This window comes from Xanthomonas albilineans (assembly GCF_009931595.1).
Taxonomy (GTDB): Bacteria; Pseudomonadota; Gammaproteobacteria; order Xanthomonadales; family Xanthomonadaceae; genus Xanthomonas_A; species Xanthomonas_A albilineans.
The window spans coordinates 2,362,950-2,380,432 of sequence record NZ_CP046570.1; the positions used below are offsets into that span (position 1 = coordinate 2,362,950).

At 64.1% G+C, this 17,483-nt stretch carries 17 protein-coding genes and 1 pseudogene; 7 read left to right on the top strand and 11 right to left on the bottom strand.

The window, feature by feature from the left end; all coding sequences use genetic code 11:
• Positions 1–70: 70 nt before the first annotated feature.
• Positions 71–673: pseudogene (locus tag XaFJ1_RS09895) on the top strand (DUF2867 domain-containing protein); the annotation flags it as partial.
• A 153-nt stretch (positions 674–826) separates the two neighbouring features.
• Here XaFJ1_RS09895 and XaFJ1_RS09900 read toward each other — a convergent pair.
• Positions 827–2,395, bottom strand: coding sequence for a serine hydrolase (locus XaFJ1_RS09900; RefSeq protein ID WP_425509576.1), 1,569 nt, complete (start codon positions 2,393–2,395; stop codon positions 827–829).
• A gap of 348 nt (positions 2,396–2,743) precedes the next feature.
• Between XaFJ1_RS09900 and kdgT the strand changes: the two genes are divergently transcribed.
• Both kdgT and XaFJ1_RS09910 read left to right on the top strand, forming a co-directional pair.
• The gene (gene kdgT, locus XaFJ1_RS09905) at positions 2,744–3,718 is read left to right on the top strand and encodes a 2-keto-3-deoxygluconate transporter (protein ID WP_012916532.1); all 975 of its coding nucleotides are present in this window, start codon (positions 2,744–2,746) and stop codon (positions 3,716–3,718) included.
• Between the two features lie 53 nt (positions 3,719–3,771).
• A complete protein-coding gene (locus XaFJ1_RS09910; RefSeq protein ID WP_012916533.1) occupies positions 3,772–4,719 on the top strand; it encodes a DMT family transporter in 948 nt (315 codons plus the stop codon).
• 15 nt (positions 4,720–4,734) lie between these two features.
• On the opposite strand, the gene XaFJ1_RS09915 is transcribed toward XaFJ1_RS09910, so the two are convergent.
• The 3 genes from XaFJ1_RS09915 to XaFJ1_RS09925 form a co-directional block, all read right to left on the bottom strand.
• Positions 4,735–5,859, bottom strand: coding sequence for a sensor domain-containing diguanylate cyclase (locus tag XaFJ1_RS09915; RefSeq protein WP_012916534.1), 1,125 nt, complete (start codon positions 5,857–5,859; stop codon positions 4,735–4,737).
• 26 nt (positions 5,860–5,885) lie between these two features.
• The gene (locus XaFJ1_RS09920) at positions 5,886–6,605 is read right to left on the bottom strand and encodes a pseudouridine synthase (RefSeq protein WP_045756927.1); all 720 of its coding nucleotides are present in this window, start codon (positions 6,603–6,605) and stop codon (positions 5,886–5,888) included.
• 131 nt (positions 6,606–6,736) lie between these two features.
• Positions 6,737–8,710 (bottom strand): DEAD/DEAH box helicase, encoded by a 1,974-nt coding sequence (locus XaFJ1_RS09925; protein WP_012916536.1) that lies wholly within the window; start codon positions 8,708–8,710, stop codon positions 6,737–6,739.
• Between the two features lie 220 nt (positions 8,711–8,930).
• Here XaFJ1_RS09925 and XaFJ1_RS09930 point away from each other — a divergent pair, with 220 nt between their 5' ends.
• A complete protein-coding gene (locus XaFJ1_RS09930; protein WP_012916537.1) occupies positions 8,931–9,152 on the top strand; it encodes an RNA-binding S4 domain-containing protein in 222 nt (73 codons plus the stop codon).
• 296 nt (positions 9,153–9,448) lie between these two features.
• Here the strand turns inward: XaFJ1_RS09930 and XaFJ1_RS09935 are convergent, their stop codons facing one another.
• The 3 genes from XaFJ1_RS09935 to XaFJ1_RS09945 form a co-directional block, all read right to left on the bottom strand.
• Positions 9,449–9,838: an MAPEG family protein gene (locus XaFJ1_RS09935; RefSeq protein WP_045757332.1), complete on the bottom strand. Its 390-nt coding sequence runs from the start codon at positions 9,836–9,838 to the stop codon at positions 9,449–9,451.
• A gap of 39 nt (positions 9,839–9,877) precedes the next feature.
• Positions 9,878–10,378, bottom strand: a complete 501-nt coding sequence (locus XaFJ1_RS09940) for a DUF4019 domain-containing protein (protein WP_425477008.1) — start codon at positions 10,376–10,378, stop codon at positions 9,878–9,880.
• A gap of 74 nt (positions 10,379–10,452) precedes the next feature.
• Complete coding sequence (locus XaFJ1_RS09945; protein WP_012916540.1) at positions 10,453–10,716, bottom strand: hypothetical protein; 264 nt, start codon at positions 10,714–10,716, stop codon at positions 10,453–10,455.
• Positions 10,717–11,066: 350 nt separating this feature from the next.
• Between XaFJ1_RS09945 and XaFJ1_RS09950 the strand changes: the two genes are divergently transcribed.
• Entirely contained in the window at positions 11,067–11,603 is a 537-nt protein-coding gene (locus tag XaFJ1_RS09950; protein WP_012916541.1) for a methylated-DNA--[protein]-cysteine S-methyltransferase, read from the top strand.
• 209 nt (positions 11,604–11,812) lie between these two features.
• Entirely contained in the window at positions 11,813–13,219 is a 1,407-nt protein-coding gene (locus XaFJ1_RS09955) for a chloride channel protein (RefSeq protein ID WP_012916542.1), read from the top strand.
• A gap of 160 nt (positions 13,220–13,379) precedes the next feature.
• On the opposite strand, the gene XaFJ1_RS09960 is transcribed toward XaFJ1_RS09955, so the two are convergent.
• From XaFJ1_RS09960 to gltX, 4 genes are all read right to left on the bottom strand, one after another.
• Positions 13,380–13,565: a 30S ribosomal protein THX gene (locus XaFJ1_RS09960; RefSeq protein WP_012916543.1), complete on the bottom strand. Its 186-nt coding sequence runs from the start codon at positions 13,563–13,565 to the stop codon at positions 13,380–13,382.
• A gap of 112 nt (positions 13,566–13,677) precedes the next feature.
• The gene (locus tag XaFJ1_RS09965; RefSeq protein WP_012916544.1) at positions 13,678–14,091 is read right to left on the bottom strand and encodes a MerC domain-containing protein; all 414 of its coding nucleotides are present in this window, start codon (positions 14,089–14,091) and stop codon (positions 13,678–13,680) included.
• A gap of 108 nt (positions 14,092–14,199) precedes the next feature.
• Positions 14,200–14,691, bottom strand: a complete 492-nt coding sequence (locus XaFJ1_RS09970) for a transcriptional repressor (RefSeq protein ID WP_012916545.1) — start codon at positions 14,689–14,691, stop codon at positions 14,200–14,202.
• A 16-nt stretch (positions 14,692–14,707) separates the two neighbouring features.
• A complete protein-coding gene (gene gltX, locus XaFJ1_RS09975; protein WP_012916546.1) occupies positions 14,708–16,114 on the bottom strand; it encodes a glutamate--tRNA ligase in 1,407 nt (468 codons plus the stop codon).
• Between the two features lie 517 nt (positions 16,115–16,631).
• Between gltX and XaFJ1_RS09980 the strand changes: the two genes are divergently transcribed.
• Positions 16,632–17,438: a C1 family peptidase gene (locus XaFJ1_RS09980; RefSeq protein ID WP_425509554.1), complete on the top strand. Its 807-nt coding sequence runs from the start codon at positions 16,632–16,634 to the stop codon at positions 17,436–17,438.
• Positions 17,439–17,483: the final 45 nt, after the last annotated feature.

A 17,483-nucleotide genomic window follows, 5' to 3' on the forward strand; every position in this document is an offset into this window, starting at 1 on the left:
CCCTGCCGTGCAAGCCGGTTTCCCCTCTGTCCACCTCCCCTCCTACAGCGGCGGATTACCTGTGGAAGTCATCCTGATCGCCCAACTCGGCGCTGGTGCCGGCGATCGACTGATCGCTCAGACATCCGCACGCCAGAGCACACATCCGCAGTTCCGCGATGAACTGGACGAACCATCGGCACGTCTGGCCAGCACGGATTTCGCCAATGGCGAATCGACCGCACTGTTCTCCTTCGTGGTCGGCAATACCGGACATCCGTTCCACCGCCACACCGGGCACCGCATGTTCACTGCGATCACCGGCAGCGGTGGCACGCTGTTGCGGTTCAGCACCGCATCGCCGATGCAGATCGCACAAGACCCAGCGCATTTCCTGACTGCCTTGCGCCATGTCGAATTGCCTGGTGACTGTTTGTTCACGGTGCGCTTCGGAGGCGGCACCTGGCACCAGTTCGCACCACTACGCATGCAGGCCGGACACCCTACACTGTTCGCCCTGTCGTGCCATAGCAACGAAGCCGGCGGCGAATTGACGGAAGCATTGCGCGCGCAGGTACTGGCCGGCGAGGCCGATATTCCGGCGCTGACCGAATTACTACCAGAACCGGTGGCCACGTTAATGGCCTCGCCACAAACGCAGACACGGCACATACCGACCGTACGCCTGTCGCTGTAAGCATGCCTAGCCCGGCGCAATCAGGCCCGTACCGGCCTGCGAGCGCGCAAAGCGCGCTTGCGATTGATCAGCCACTGACCATCGGGAGCATGCAGCGGCTGCAACCAACGCGCAGCCGCACCGGATTTGCGAACATCCCGAAACCCACACTCACTGCACCGGGGTCAACACCAAATCCTGGAAATCGAAGCTGAAATCGGTCAACGGCGAAATTGCCTGCATGCGCGCCTCGCGCACCTTGCCGTCTGCATTAAGAGCGAAGGTCAGGAAAGCATCGGCGTTGAGCGAGCGATCGCGCCAGCGCACGATGAAGGTATCGTGCTGCCAATGCTCCAGGCTGCCGACCAACTGTGCGGTCTTGCTGAAACGCAATTCCAACCCTTTACCATTTAGGCGCACCATCACCTCGCCGTACCAGGGATCACGGTAAGTGCCGGCATAACCGACCAATGGCAGCGAGGGTTTGGACTTGGCATCGCGTGCGGCCACATGCTTGGCCCAGTCCGCGTCGGCATTGGTGTTGGCCTTGGCCACCGCCGCGGCATACGCCGCAGTCCAATCGTTCGCTGGCGCGCCGAGGTAGGCATCGAGCACTTGCAGCGTGATCGCATTGAAGGCAGCCCCGACCTCTTGATTGGTCAGCACGATCACACCGAGCTTGCGCTCGGGCACCAGCGTCAGCCGCGACACCATGCCTGGCCAGCCACCGGTATGCCAGACCAGCTTGGAGCCACGGTAGTCGCTCAGGCTCCAACCCTCGCCATAGCCGGCGAAGTTCGGCTTGGCCGGCAACAATTCCGGAACGCTCGGCTCGGATATCGCTATCGGAGTGATGACCTGCCACATCTCCTGCTGGCGCTGCGCACTGAACAAGCGCCGTTCCTGCCCGTCGACCGAGGGCAAGCGACCGCCATCGAGTTGCACCAGCATCCACTTGGCCATGTCGTGCACATTGGCATAGATGCCGCCAGCACCGGAATTATTGGACCAGGTCAACGGCGCCACCGTGCGCAACTGGCGAAAGTCGAACTTGGCATGACCGACTGCCGCCTGATCGCCAGGCTGTAAGTGGTCGCTATTGATGCGTGCGCCCTGCATGCCCACAGGCACGAAGATGCGCTGATGCACGAACGCGGCGTAGCTCTGCCCGGAGACCTGTTCGATCAACTTCTGCGCCACGGCATACAGAATATTGTCGTAGGCGTAGCGGTCGCGGAAACCGCCTTTCAGCGGCACATGTGCCAACCGTCGCACCACCTCCTCGTTGCTGTAGCTGGTGGCGGGCCAAAACAGCAGATCGCCAGCGCCCAGGCTCAATCCGCTCCGGTGCGCGAGCAGATCGCGCGCACGCATCTCGCGCGTCACGTAGGGATCGGACATCTGGAACCAGGGCAAATGCTCGATGACGCGATCGTCGAGACTCAGCTTGCCCTCATCGGCCAAGATCGACAGTGACGCAGCGGTAAACGCCTTGGTATTGGAGGCGATCGCAAATAGGGTGTGCGCATCCACAGGCTCAGGCTTACCCAATTCACGCACACCGTAGCCGCGCTCCAGCACCACCTGCCCGTCCTTGACGATGGCGATGGCAATACCAGGCACGTCGAACTGTTTGCGGACACGCTCCACGCGCGCATCCAGATCCTGCAACGACGGCGGCAGTGCGGGGGCCTGCGCCTGGGCGGTAACACTCATCGCCAACAGCAGGCCGCAGCCCATCGACATACTTTTCAAATCCATCGCTCCTGAAGGGAACCCACACATGGTCGCGGACGCATCAACAGCCCCTCCCGCAACAGATACACAACGCAGTGTAGGCCAGGACACGGAACCAGGGCAGCACCAGAGAGTGAAGTCACCCGCATCGTGGACGCGAACCGCAGCACAACATCGGTTCGGCAGCTGACCGATTCGCCCGCGCCGGGCTGAACGCGTGCGGACAACCTCCTGCCGGTGCCATCCACACGTCGCGACGATGCGGTAAAACGCTCAAATAATCGCGACGCGGTGATCGCGACACCCGACGCGGTGGCGGCTTCCCCCTCACTTTTCCACTGGACCCACGCAATGCAGATCAAGCAGACCGTAGAACGCATTCCCGGCGGCATGATGCTCATCCCCTTGTTCCTTGGCGCAACCCTGCATAGCGTATGGCCGCAGGTGGGCACATGGTTCGGCGGATTCACCCAGGGGTTGGTCACGGGCATCGTGCCGATTCTGGCGGTCTGGTTTTTCTGCATGGGCGCGTCGATCCAGCTGCGCGCTGGCGGTCGGGTGCTGCGCAAATCCGGGGTCCTGTTGCTGACCAAGATCGGGGTGGCATGGCTGGTGGCGGTCGTCGGCGCACATCTGCTGCCGCCGGACGGGATCGAGGCGGGCTTGTGGAAGGGCCTATCGGTGCTAGCCCTGGTCGCAGCAATGGACATGACCAACGGCGGCTTGTTCGCCTCGGTCATGCAACAGTACGGCGCCCCCGGCGAAGCTGGCGCGGTGGTGTTGATGTCGCTGGAGTCGGGACCGCTGGTCACCATGCTCATCCTGGGCAGCGCCGGCATCGCCACGTTCGAACCGCGCTTGCTGCTAGGCGCGGTGCTGCCACTGCTGGTGGGTTTCGGACTGGGCAATCTGGATCCGCAACTGCGCACGCTGTTCAGTCGCGCGGTGCCGGCGCTGATTCCGTTCTTCGCCTTCGCCCTAGGCAATACGTTAGATCTGCATGCCATCGTCGAAGGTGGTCCGGCGGGGATCCTGCTCGGCCTGCTGGTCGTCGTCGTCACCGGCATCCCGCTGCTGCTGGCCGACCGCCTGTTGGGCGGTGGCAGCGGCAGCGCCGGCATCGCCGCCTCCGGGACCGCCGGCGCCGCCGTGGCCACACCGGCGTTGATCGCGGCAATGGCCCCGCAATTCCAGGCGACGGCCCCGGCTGCCACCGTCCTGGTGGCGACCTCGGTGATCGTGACTTCGCTGCTGGTACCGCCGCTCACTGCGCTTTACGCGCGCAGGATCGCACCGACGCCTACCGAGCAGGACACCAGCCACTGACCCAAGCCAGCCAACCACAGCGCCGATGCAACGCTTTACGCGACAATAGCGGGATGTCCGCGCACCCCACCAGCAAAGCCCAGTTGCAAATTCATTTGTGCGTGTTGCTCTGGGGCATGACCGCAATCCTCGGCAAATTGATCACCCTGCCCGCGCTGCCGCTGGTGTGGTGGCGGATGCTGATTGTCGTGGTGGCATTGGCGTTGGTGCCACGTGTATGGCGTGGGCTGGCCGCGCTGAGCGCAAAGCTGGCGCTGGGCTACGCCGTGGTTGGCATCCTGGTTGGCCTGCACTGGCTGACCTTCTACGGCGCGATCAAACTAGCCAATGCCTCGGTCGCGGCGACCTGCATCGCGCTGGCGCCGGTGTTCACCGCAGTGATCGAGCCGTGGGTGGCCAGGCGTCCGTTCCGCCCCAGCGAACTGGTGGTCGGCCTGGCGATGCTGCCGGGAGTGGCACTGGTGGTCGGCGGTGTGCCGCATGGGATGCGTGCCGGGGTCGTGGTAGGCGCGACATCGGCCCTTTTGGTGGCAGCCTTCGGTTCGCTCAACAAGCGCCTGGTCGACCATGCCGATCCGCTCACGGTCACCGCAGTGGAATTGGGCGCAGGCGCTCTCACCCTGACCGTGCTGGCACCGCTACTGCCGTTGGTACTACCGGCATTGAGCGGGCCGCTGCTATTGCTGCCGAGCCTGCACGACACCTTGTTGCTGCTGGCGCTGGCGCTGCTATGCACGCTGTTGCCGTTCGCGCTGGCGCTGGTGGCACTGCGCCGACTCAGCGCCTACGCGGTGCAGTTAATCACCAACCTGGAACCGGTCTACGCGATCCTCTTTGCGATCGTGCTGCTGGACGAACAAAAACAACTCACAGAGCTGTTCTACCTGGGCGTGACGGTGATCCTGGGTACCGTGTTCCTGCACCCGCTGCTGACCCGTACCAGACGGGTGCAACATCCCGAATTGCTAGCCACCAGCGAAGCGAAGAACGCGCTGGACTGAGCCCCACCCCGGCGTTCATTCGGCGAGACACACGCAATCGCGGCCGGCGCGCTTGGCTTGATACAACGCTTGATCGGCCCGTTTGAGCAACTGCTCGGCGCTCTCCGGGGCGCGCAAGGTGGCCACACCGATACTTGCGGTGAGCGGCACGCCGAGACGTAGCAGACCCGTTTCCTCGCGCAGCATTTCGCATGTGTGCACCGCCTGTTCCGTTTGCATCCACGGCAACAGGATCGCGAACTCCTCGCCACCGTAGCGCGCCACGAGGCAGTCAGGCGGCGCATGCACGCGCAGCATCTGCGCCAACGCCAACAGCACCTCGTCGCCCTTGTCGTGACCATGCAGATCGTTGATGCTCTTGAAGTAATCCAGATCCAGAATGGCCACACTGAGCGCTGCGGCATTCACTTGCGCCGACTCGACCTCGACCATCAATGCGGTGGCGTAGGCGCGTCGGTTGAGCAAACCCGTGAGCGGATCGGTACGCGCCTGTTCGAGCAGGTCGGCATTGAGCGTCTCCAGCGACGATTGGTATCGCAACAACTGCTGTTCGTACCACTCGCGCTCGCGCAGTTGCAGCGACAGCGCATGGCTGGTGCGGCGCAGCTCGATCAACTGCATCACCTGCCGCGACAGCGCCTGTAGCGCCGCCACCTGGCTCAAATCCAACGTGCGCGGGCGGTTATCCAGCACGCACAACGTGCCGACCGCCAAGCCCTCGCTGGTCAACAGCGGGGCGCCGGCATAGAAACGGACACCGCCCTCGGTCACCAACCGGTTGAACTTGAAACGCGGATCCTCGGCGGCATCGGGAACGATCATGACCTGCTGTGGCAACAGAATGGTATGTCCGCAGAACGATTCGTCGCGTGATGTACTCAACAGATTGACATTCCGCTGCGATTTCAGCCATTGACGCTCCTCGTCCACCAACGAGATCAGCGCCGAAGGGGTATCGCAGAGGCTGGCGGCAATGCCGACGAGATCCTCGTAAGCGGCTTCCGGCTCGGTATCCAGGATATTCAGGGCGTGTAGGGCACGCAGACGCGCGGCTTCGTTGTCGGACTTGCAAGGCTTGATCACGGTGTACAGAGAGACGGGGCAGATGTCGTTGCCCAGTATCGCCCAATCTGCGGCCATTGCCAGCCCCAACGCCGGCCGGCCCGCTACCACTGCTGGCGCTGCGGCAGGAGCCCGCGTAGTTCCTGTTCGGTGAGATTGCGCCACTGCCCCGGCTTGAGTGCGCCGAGCTTGATGTTGTCGATGCGCACGCGACGCAACTGGGTGACGCGGTAATCGAACGCCGCCGCCATCAAACGGATCTGCCGGTTCAACCCCTGCTCCAGCACGATACGGAAGCCGAACTTGGCGATCCGCGCAGTGCGGCACGGCAGGGTCATCTGGTCGTGCACGCGCACGCCGCGGGCAATGCCACGCAGGAACTCATCGGTGACCGGCTTGTTCACCGCGACTAGGTATTCCTTCTGGTGGCGGTTCTCCGCGCGCAGGATTTCGTTGACGATGTCGCCGTTACTGGTCATCAGGATCAGCCCCTCCGAGTCCTTGTCCAGGCGCCCGATCGGGAAAATGCGCTGTTCGTGGCCGACGAAATCAACGATGTTGCCCTTGACCTCGCGCTCTGTGGTGCAGGTCACGCCGACCGGTTTGTTCAACGCGATATAGACGTGATGGCGGCCGCCTTTGTGCTTGGCGCGTGCGCGCAGCGGCTGACCATCGACCTTGACCTCATCGCCCTCGCCCACCACCGAACCGACCCCACCAGGCAGATCATTGACGGTGACGCGGCGTGCAGCGATCAGCCGATCGGCCTCGCGGCGCGAGCAAAATCCGCTCTCGGCGATGTGTTTATTGAGACGAGTGGACATGGTGCCGGGGCTGGGAACGGTGAACTCGGGACGAGGCACGGCGGGCGATCACGCGCAGCGGCGATGAAAGCGCCGGATGGCCTGCACTCCCTGTCGCGCAGGGGAGTGCACTGAGCGGCGCCCCCGGCGCATCAACGCTTGGGCGGCCCCTTGCGCGGCGGACGCTCGCCAGGACGGTCGCCGAAGCGCCCCGGTGGACGCGCGGCGGCGGCGTTGGGCTTGCCACCGGGCTTGCCGCCACGCGCGAACTTCGGCTTGAACGGCGCACCGCCGGACGTAGCGTCGTCGAGCTTGCGCATCTGCAGTTGCTGGCCAGAGACCCACACCTTCTTCAGGTGCGCCAACAGCTCGCGCGGCATCTCCACCGGCAGGTCCAGGATCGAGTGATCGTCGTGGATATCGATGCGACCGATGTACTTGCTTTCCAGTCCGGCCTCGTTGGCGATGGCACCGACGATGTTGGCTGGCTTCACCCCATGCTGGTGACCGACTTCGATGCGGTAGGTCTCCATACCCACATCCGGTGCGCCACGCGGCGCTTTCGGCGCTTTGTCGCGGCGCGGCGCCTCGAAACTGCCGACATCGCGGTGGTAATCGAAATCGCCGCCCTGGGCCGGGGCAGGACGCGGCGCACGTTCGCCCTCGTCGCGACGGGATGGCCGGGCCTCGCGTTCGAATTTCTGCTCGAACTTTGCACGTTCCGGACGCTCACCGCGCTCGCGACGCTCGCCGCCAGGTCGTTCGAAACGCTCGCCCTGCGGCGCCGCGCGCGGACGGTCCGGGGCCAGCAACAGCGGCGTGTCGCCCTGCAGCAGGCGTGCCAGCGCGGCGGCCACCTCCACCATCGGGATGTTCTTCTCGGCCTCGAAGCGCTGCAGCAATTCGCGGTAGCTGTCGATGCCACCGGCCGCGATGGTCTCGCTGATCCGCTCCATGAAGCGGCTCACACGCTGATCGTTGACCGCGTCCACGCTCGGCAATTGCATCTCTTCGATCGGCTGGCGGGTGGCGCGCTCGATCGCACGCAACATGCCGCGCTCGCGCGGGCTGACGAACAGGATCGCCTCGCCGCTGCGCCCGGCGCGGCCGGTGCGGCCGATGCGGTGCACGTAGCTTTCGGTGTCGTAAGGGATATCGTAGTTCAACACATGGCTGATGCGCTCCACATCCAGGCCACGCGCGGCCACGTCGGTGGCGACCAGGATGTCGAGCTTGCCATCCTTGAGTTGCTGGATCACCCGCTCGCGCTGCGCCTGCTGGATGTCGCCGTTGATCGCCGCCGCCGCCAGACCGCGTGCCTGCAGCTTTTGCGCCAGTTCGTCAGTACCGGCCTTGGTGCGCGCGAAGATGATCATCGCGTCGAACGGCTCCACCTCCAGAATCCGGGTCAGCGCATCGAGCTTGTGCAACCCGCTCACCGCCCAGTAGCGCTGGCGAATGTTCGCAGAGGTGGTGGTCTTGGAGGCAATGATGACTTCGGCCGGATCGTTGAGATACGTCTGCGCGATCCGCTTGATCGCCGCCGGCATGGTCGCCGAGAACAGCGCTACCTGACGCGATTGCGGCAGCTTCTTCAACACCGCTTCGACGTCGTCGATGAAGCCCATGCGCAGCATTTCGTCAGCCTCGTCGAGGACCAGCGTCTTCAACTCGGACAGGTCCAGGGTGCCGCGGTCGAGATGGTCGATGACCCGTCCCGGGGTCCCCACCACCACATGCACGCCACGCTTGAGCGCCGACAACTGCTGCACATAGGGCTGGCCGCCGTACACCGGCAATACCTGGAAGCCGGGAATGGCAGCAGCGTAGCGGTGAAACGCCTCGGCGACCTGGATTGCCAGTTCCCGCGTGGGCGCCAGCACCAGTGCCTGCGGCTTGCGCTGGGCGAAGTCCAGCCGCGACAGGATCGGCAGCGCGAATGCAGCGGTTTTGCCGGTGCCCGTCTGGGCCTGGCCGAGCAGGTCGCGCCCGGTCAGCAGGGCCGGGATGGTGGCCGCCTGGATCGGCGAGGGCGACTCGTAACCGATCTCGGCGACCGCCTTCATCACAGCAGAACAGAGGCCGAGATCTGCGAACAGCAGCGGCGCGGGGATATCTTGGGACATGGGAGACTCCGGAGGCGCCGCAGAGAACCGGCAAGCGCAAAGGAGTCCATTGTGCGCTTTGACAGCTCACATGTCGAAAGCAGATGAAGGCAGCCGTTCAGGCGCGACGACATCGATGCTGCACCGTGGCGTGCCAGCGGCACACTCGCCGTGACACCGACAACCTACACGTTCGGCTCGCGAATGATCGACAATAGGTATCGATTTCCGAGCCCCAATCATGCAAACCATCGATCTCCAATTAGAAAGCGACTACGTTGAACTCAAACACTTATTGAAACTGACCGGCCTGTGCGACAGCGGCGGCGCCGCCAAAGCCGTGATCAGCGAAGGCCAGGTGCGCGTGGACGGCGAGGTCGAACTGCGCAAGGCATGCAAGGTGCGCGCAGGTCAAAAAGTGCAGCTTGGCGACGTGCACGTGCAGGTGCTGGGCAAGGTCTGAACACACGCCGCTCGCCCCCGGCATCGCCAGAACCGCAACGATTTGCGCCACGGACCGAGCCGTGGCCGCTCTCGGCGCAAGGACACGATGACGCGCTGAACCAAGTGCGCGGTGAAACGCGCGCTTGCATGAACCGCCTCGCCCGGCCACGCACAGCGCGCGGGGGATGATCGAAGTGGTCCCGGCAACGCGCTAAACGCGCGTCAAGGCGATTTGCTATCCAGCGCAAACAGGCTAGCTGGACAGGGATGGCACGCGACGGCAGTTGCGATCGGCGTCATCGCGACCAAATGCGCTCAGAACAGCGCCCATACCAGTTGCAGAATCGACCATAGCGATACCACCCAGGCCAGGCTGCGCAGATACGGCACACCCACCGCGTACAACGGCACATAAACTAACCTCGCCCACACATACAACTGTGCCGCCAGCGCAGTATGCGCACTACCCTTGCCCAGCGCCGTCACCGCCAGCACACCTGCGGCAAAGAACGGAAACGTCTCCAGAAAATTGCGCAAGGCGCGTTCCAGGCGTCCGGCCACGCCGGCTGGCGGCGGCTGTGGGGTGTCGCGTGGGCCAGCGTTCCACTTCAAGCCGCGTTGCGCGGTGACGAACGCAGCGGCAAGCAGCAATTGCGCGATCCCAAGCAGGATCGCCCAGGCGAGCATGCGGATTTCGAAACTCATCATCGGAACCTCCGGCGGGAACGGGCAACAGCTCGCGACTCAATCGGGCTGCCCGACATGGTAGCCGGCCAGACGCCAGGTTTTGTCCTCGTCCAGACGCAGCGACACCAACTCGCGCACCGGTTGCGGCGCATTAGCGAAGCGGCTGGGAAAACTGATATTGACGTAAGTCCCCGGAGGCACCTGCGAGCCTGCGGCGTACTGCACCCGGGCCACGCTGGCGACACCACGCCCGAGCAACGCGCCCAGCCGCGCACGAGCGGTATCCACATTGCGCACGAACGCCTCGCGCGTCACCGCCTTTTTGGCGAGTGCCGAGGCGCCATCCCATAATTCGCCGCTGCGGCCAGCATCGACCAGTTGCGCGGCGCGCAGGCCGGCCTGGGCCATTTGCGCATCCTGCTTGGACAGCGGCCCCGGCGCGGGCACAGCCGCGACGGCGTGCTTGGACGGGGCCGGCGGCTTGGACGGGACGGTTTGCGCGGACACGGGCAGCGCCACAAGCCAAAGCAACAGCGCAAACAGACGATGCGACAGCACGGATATCGGCATGGACAACGCTCGCACGCAACGATCACGGGACCCGCAGTCTACGTTGCTGCAGGCCGCGCCGCTCAGGACATCTCCTCTCCTGGCGCTGCCTGGATAGGAGCAACGACATAGCGTTGCCGATGCCAAGCACGCCAACTGCCCCATAACGCCCACACCGTCGCGCCAAGCAGGGCCCCCAGGCTCAGCAGCGAGGCGCTGCGCGCCAGCCAAGTCGCATGCTTGCCAGTGGCGAAATGCAGCAGCACTTCGGCGATCAGGAAACCGCCCAAGGCTAACAGCGCCGGCGGCAGATACAAACGCATTATGAGCTTGGTGCCGGGGGACATATCTGCACTCCGGAGATGAATACAGAGAACCCTAGCGCCGCGCGAATGCCCACAACATGAATGGGCGGCGACGCCCCGTGCCCAGGCGCAGCCACCGTTCAGGCCCCGGGCGATGCCAGCGACAGCGTCGCCACGTCGCTCTTCGATGGCAGTCTTTCCACCGCGCAGACCTGATCCGGAAAGCCGAAGCGCCGCTGCCCGGTCGGTACCGATGCGCAAGGCATCCCAATTGGCGGCGACCAACGCGGGCCGACACCAGCAGGGCCGCCGGCAGGGCTGTCCGAGAACGCTCAGTCCCTGTGGTCAGAACGTACTAGACTGGCCGGCGATCCTCCAGTGGGAACTGTCGCATGAACCGCTGCACGCTGTACTACGACCGCTTTACCACGCCGATTGGCGAACTCACCGTCGCCGTCGGGCACGACGAGAGCATGCGCCATCTGCTGTTCCCGGAAAATCGCTACGACGCGCCGGATCGCGCCGACTGGATCCGCGACCCGGCACCAGTACGCGAAGCACGCACGCAATTGCAGGCCTATTTCGCTGGCGAACGCACTCGCTTCAAACTGCCATTGGCACCGCACGGCACCGCCTTCCAGCGCCGCGTGTGGGAGGCACTGCTCGATATTCCATACGGCACGACCTGGAGCTATGCGCAGTTGGCGCAGCACCTCGGACAACCGCGTGCAGTGCGCGCGGTCGGCGCGGCAAACGGCCGCAACCCGCTCCCGATCCTGGTGCCCTGCCACCGCGTGATCGGCGCCAACGGCACGCTCACCGGCTTCGGCGGCGGCTTACCCACCAAGGCCGCACTACTGGAATTGGAGCGCCGCACCAACGTTGACACCCACACGCATCGCGGCACGACCACGGCGCTATTCGGCTAAGGGCCACGGCGGGGCTCACCGCCATCGACGGCAACACCGACCCGTGTCACGGGGCCGATCCTGTCTACCGGGATCGACAGCCTGCGCACGCGCGGCATCACGCCTCGCCCAAGCCCCAGATGGCCGGCGACGCGCAACACCGCTCATACGCGCGCTGATCGCCTCACCAGAGACAACCGTCGCAACGCAGTGCATGCGACAATCCGTGCATGCACTCGTCCGATCCCGCGCAACCGCCCCGACTGCGCCATCGCTTACGGCCGCTGCTCTCGCAGGAAAGCTGGAAACAACGCATCGTGCTATGGGGCGGGGCGGTGGCGGTGGCCTTGGTCGCGCTCGTCTTTGCCAAAGCCAGCGACGCCGCCTTCCACCTGTTCCAACGCATCACCGCGCATTCGCGCTGGTGGGCCTTGCTACTCACACCTGGCATCTTTGCACTGCTCGCCTGGCTGACCAACGGCGCACTGCGGCCCACCCGCGGCAGCGGCATTCCGCAGGTCATCGCCGCGCTGGAACGCAGCGACCATGCGTTCCGGCAAGCCAACCTGTCGCTGCGCGTGTCCGCCGGCAAGCTGCTGCTGACCACGCTGGCGCTGCTCGGCGGCGCCTCGATCGGCCGCGAAGGTCCAACCGTCCACGTCGGCGCCAGCCTCATGTACGTGTTCGGACGCTGGTTCGGCTTCCGCGACTCGCGCCATGCCAGCCACTTCCTGCTCGCCGGCGGCGCCGCCGGCATCGCCGCCGCATTCAACACGCCGCTGGCCGGCGTGGTATTCGCCATCGAAGAACTCAGCGGACGTTTCGAGCATCACTTCTCTGGCACCTTGCTCACCGCCGTGATCGTTGGCGGCGTGATCTCGCTGGGTCTGCTCGGCAACTACACCTATTTCGGCAAGGTCGCCACGGCGGGGCTGCCACTTGGCGAGGCGTGGCTGGCGATCCTGCTGTGCGGCGTGGTCGCCGGCCTGCTCGGCGGCGGGTTCGCACGCATGGTCCTGGCGACCGTCGGCGGCAAGCCGCATTGGCTGGGCGCGTTGCGCCGCCAGCATCCGGTGCTGCTGGCCGCGCTGTGCGGTCTGACGCTGGTCGTGCTGGGCCTGGTGTTCGGCGCAGGGGCATTCGGGACCGGCTATGAGCAGGCTCGCAGTTTGGTGCAAGGACATGCCAGCGTCGGCCACGAATTCGGCCTGATGAAACTCCTGGCGAATCTGGTGTCCTACGTCGCCGGCATTCCCGGCGGCCTGTTCTCGCCGGCGCTGGCGGTGGGCGCCGGGCTCGGTCACAACCTGGCAGTACTGATGCCAGGGGTGGATCCGCGCACGTTCGTGTTGCTGGGCATGTGCGCCTACCTGACCGGTGTCACCCAGGCCCCCCTGACGTCGGCGGTCATCTCGCTGGAACTGACCGACAGCAGTAACATGCTGCTGCCGATCCTGGCGACAGTCATGATCGCGCGCGGCGCCTCGGCGCTGGTCTGCCGCACGCCGATCTACAGGGGACTGGCCGAATTGTTACTCGTGGCACCGCCACCGCCTCCCGCGCCTGCAACAGAGGAAAAAACGTCCCTGGTCGCTGATCTGGCCGGAGACCAGGCCGAGGACGCGCCCCCGCACTGAGCGCTGCACAGCCACCGTGTCGTGCAATCTCCCCCAACCGGAATGTGCTGATCCCGCGCACGCGGCACGGCATGGCACGAAACGCGCCGCAGCCTCGCAGACTGCGCAAAGAAAACGCGGCGCAAGCGCCGCGTTTTCCACTGCAAGCGGTGACCTGAACTCAGCCGGCTTTGGCGACCGTCTTCTTGGTCACAGCCTTCTTCACCGCCGGCGCCTTGACCACCGACTTCTTCGCGACCGGCGCAGCAGCGCCCACAGCCACCTTGCTCACGCTATGCGAGCGCGCATTGCCGTAGCTGGCGTTGTAGCGCTTGCCTTTGGCGGTCTTGCGATCACCCTTACCCATGCTCATCGACTCCTGAATGTATTTACAAAAAATCCCCGCACGCGTCGCAGGGTTTGGCGAGGGCAACGCGTTGGCGATCCTCGGACAAGATCGGCAAGCCTAACACGCGCGCTCAATGGGCGCAGCTGGCGTCGTGCACATGGCTGTGATTCAGGCGCAGATTGAGCAGATGGGCAAGTCCGACGAGAGTGCCACCGAACGTCATGATCGCCGCATGCACCACCGCGGCGTGGTGCAACGCAGGCACCAGTATCCCGGCCCAAACCGACAACAGGCCCAATATCAACAATCCCAGCGCCTGCCAGGCGCGATGCCGACGGTAACCGAGCAGCAGACTGAACAGGCCAAGACAGGTGACGAACACCACCATACTCCGCTCCACTCCTTCGCCCAGCCATATCGACAGACCCAACGACGGCAACAACGCCAAGGCCAGCGGCAGCACCGCGCAATGCACAGCGCACAACAACGAACCTGTGGCGCCAAGACGGTCGAGCAAGGCACGTAGATTGAGCGGAGTGGGCATTGCCATGAACATCCACGCGGAAACCGCTACAGAATAGCGTGACATCATACTATCGATGCTTCATTGCCTGTTTGATCCGGGGCGTACGCGGACGCTCGACGATGGCGCCTAACCGTTCGCGCAGCGTGCGCACAGGCCGTGCACTTCCAAGGTCTGTGCCTGTGGCTGGAAACCCAGCGCCTTGGCCCGCTGCTCCAGTTGTTCGACCACATCGCGGTCTTCCAATTCGACCGCGCTGTGGCAGCGATCGCAGATCAGGAACGGCACCGAGTGCAGGGCACTGCTGGGATGGTGACAGGCGACAAAGGCATTGACCGATTCGAGCTTGTGCACGAAACCGTTGGCCATCAAGAAATCCAGCGCACGGTACACGGTGGGTGGCGCGTTGGCGCCCACGCTCCTGCCTTCGCGCACCCACTCCAGCAACTCGTAGGCTTTGACCGGGCGCGCCGCCTCGACAATCAACCGCAGCAGGTTGGCGCGAATCGGGGTCAGACGCAGACCGCGCTCACAACTCACTCGTTCGGCCACTGTGACGAAATCGGCCGGATCGTGGACATGGTGCTGCGGATCGATGCAGGCGTGCTTCTTACTGGGCATAGCGGTCTCCGGGGAATCAGCTTCCCACTGGGATCTTGATGAGCGCGGCATCGATGCGTTTCAATGCCTCGTCGCGGCCGGCCAGGTAGACAGTCTGGGAGATATCCGGGCTGACCTGGGTGCCGGTGATGGCCACCCGTAGCGGTTGCGCCACCTTGCCCATGCCGATTTCCAGCGCGGCGGCGGTGTCGTGCAACGCGGCGGCGACGCTCTCCAGGCTCCACTGCGGCAACGCGGCCAGCAACGCACGCGCCTTGCCCAGCGCCTGCTCGGCGCCTGGCTTGAGGTGCTTGGCTACTGCCGAGGCGTCGTAACTGTCCAGCGGCCGGTACCAGACCAGCGCCTTCTCGGCCATGTCTTTGAGCGTCTGCACGCGCTCGCGCAACGCCACCACCACCTCGACCACGGCCGGACCGGTGGCCGGGTCGATGCCGAGGCCCACGAGCTGGGAATGCAGATGCGGCGCGATCGATTCGGGTGCATCGGTCTTGAGGTAATGCTGATTGACCCAGCCGAGCTTGGCCATGTCCAAACGCGCCGCCTTGGAGTTGACGTCCTTGACGTCGAACAACTCGATCAATTCCTGGCGCCCGAACAGTTCCTGATCGCCATGCGACCAGCCCAACCGCGCCAGATAATTGATCAGCGCATGCGGCAGGTAACCGGCATCCTTGTACTGCATCACGTCGGCGGCGCCGGTGCGCTTGGACAGCTTGGCGCCCTGCTCGTCCAGGATCATCGGCATGTGCGCGAACTTCGGCACCGGCGCACCCAGCGCCTGGTAGATATTGATCTGGCGCGGGGTGTTATTGATGTGGTCATCGCCGCGGATCACTTCGGTGATGCCCATGTCCCAATCGTCGACCACCACCGCGAAGTTGTAGGTCGGGTAGCCGTCGGGACGCAAAATCACCATGTCGTCCAGTTCGCTGTTGGCGATCTCGATGCGCCCCTTGATCAGATCCTCGAACGCCACCACGCCTTCGGTCGGGTTCTTGAAGCGGATCACCCGGTTCGGATCGTCGCGATACGGCAGGCGCTGCTCGCGCGCGACACCGTTGTAACGCGGCTTCTCCTGCCGGGCCATCGCCGCTTCGCGCATCGCGTCCAGTTCCTCGCGAGTCTCGTAGGCATAATAGGCCTTGTCCTGGGCCAACAACTGCGCGGCGACTTCGCGATAGCGCTCCAGGCGCTGCGTCTGGTAGACCGGACCTGCGTCGTAGTCTAGGCCCAGCCAGTCCATCGCTTCCAGGATCGCGTCGATCGCCGCCTGCGTACTGCGCTCGCGGTCGGTGTCCTCGATGCGCAGCACGAATTGCCCGCCACGGTGGCGCGCTTCCAACCAGCAGTACAACGCGGTGCGGGCTCCGCCGATATGCAGGTAACCGGTTGGACTGGGGGCGAAGCGGGTGCGGCAGACCATGGAGCGCTCGAAGCAATGGGCAAGCGGACGATTTTACCCCGCCCAGCGTGGCACTGTCTGGCCACCTCCGGTGGCAGCTCCGGCACAGCAGGTCGGCGACCGTTGCGCGGCGGCTCGAACGGCGGTGCACAGACCAGCCCGTTGACACGTTATACGCATGTCCGCGCCGCTGTCGCCGCTGCAAGCGGATGTTGTAGCGCTTGCAGTGCAACAAGACATCCTCTGCCACTGGCGTGTTCCCTACCCACCGCCAATCTACCGACTACCCTGCATTGACCGATCTGTGACAGAAACACATCAAGTGCTTGCGTTTTGATGGCATAACGCGGGTTCATCGCCACGGATTCCGAGTGCATTGCGTACCATGAATCTGCGGACCATGAATAAATGCGTTAACTGTAGTTTCCCCATCGCAAAGTGCGCGAATGCGTTCGACATTCCCTGACCGCATCACGGCAGTCGCATGTCAGCATGAGCCACCTACTCAAGGAACCTCGCCATGTACCATACTCGCCCGATGGCCTCGTTGATCGGACTGCTCGCACTGTCCGCATTCTCGGTCGCACATGCACAACCGCATGGCATGGGCCTGAAACCCTCCCCCCTGACACAACCGCTGGTAAAGCTCTTTGAAGTCGATAAAGTGACCGATGCAAAGCCTCCCGAAAACGCCGACCTGACCCAATGGGCAATCAAACCCAGCGACCAGAAGCAGCTTGGTGCCTGTGCCTCCTTTGCCACCGCACGCACGCTGGCAGGCTGGTATGCCAATTTCACCAAGCAATCGGTCAATCTGTTCGCGCCGATGTACCTGTATACCCAAGTCAACGACGGACAGGATAACGGCTCCACGATGGAAGCGCCGCTGGATGTCGCTTTAAAGCAAGGCATCGATACCAAGGCGGATTACTTCCAAGGGGACTACGACTGGAGGACAAAGCCGACCAAGCATGAGCGCGCCAATGCACGCAATTACAAGCAGCCCTTCCATTACCAAATGATCTACAACAACTGGGGCGATAACAGCCCTGTCGATAGCCAGGCGCTCATCGAGCAGATCAAGCTGGCGATCGCCAATGGCACCCCGGTCGTGATCGGCTTCAATGTCCGTGCTGGCTTCGACTCGCTGAACCAGGACCACGATATCGATTACGACAACCATAGTAAGATTTTGGACGGCCACGAAGTCATCGCTCTTGGTTACGACAAAGACGGCTTGTTGATCGAGAACAGCTGGGGAACCGATTGGGGCAAACATGGTTTCGGCAGATTGGCCTGGTCGGTGGTGGCCAAGGACGTGCACCAGGCGGCGGTCGCCTACTGACCGAATGCGCCGCGGCGATCCCATGGTCGCCGCAGCGTTTGCCAC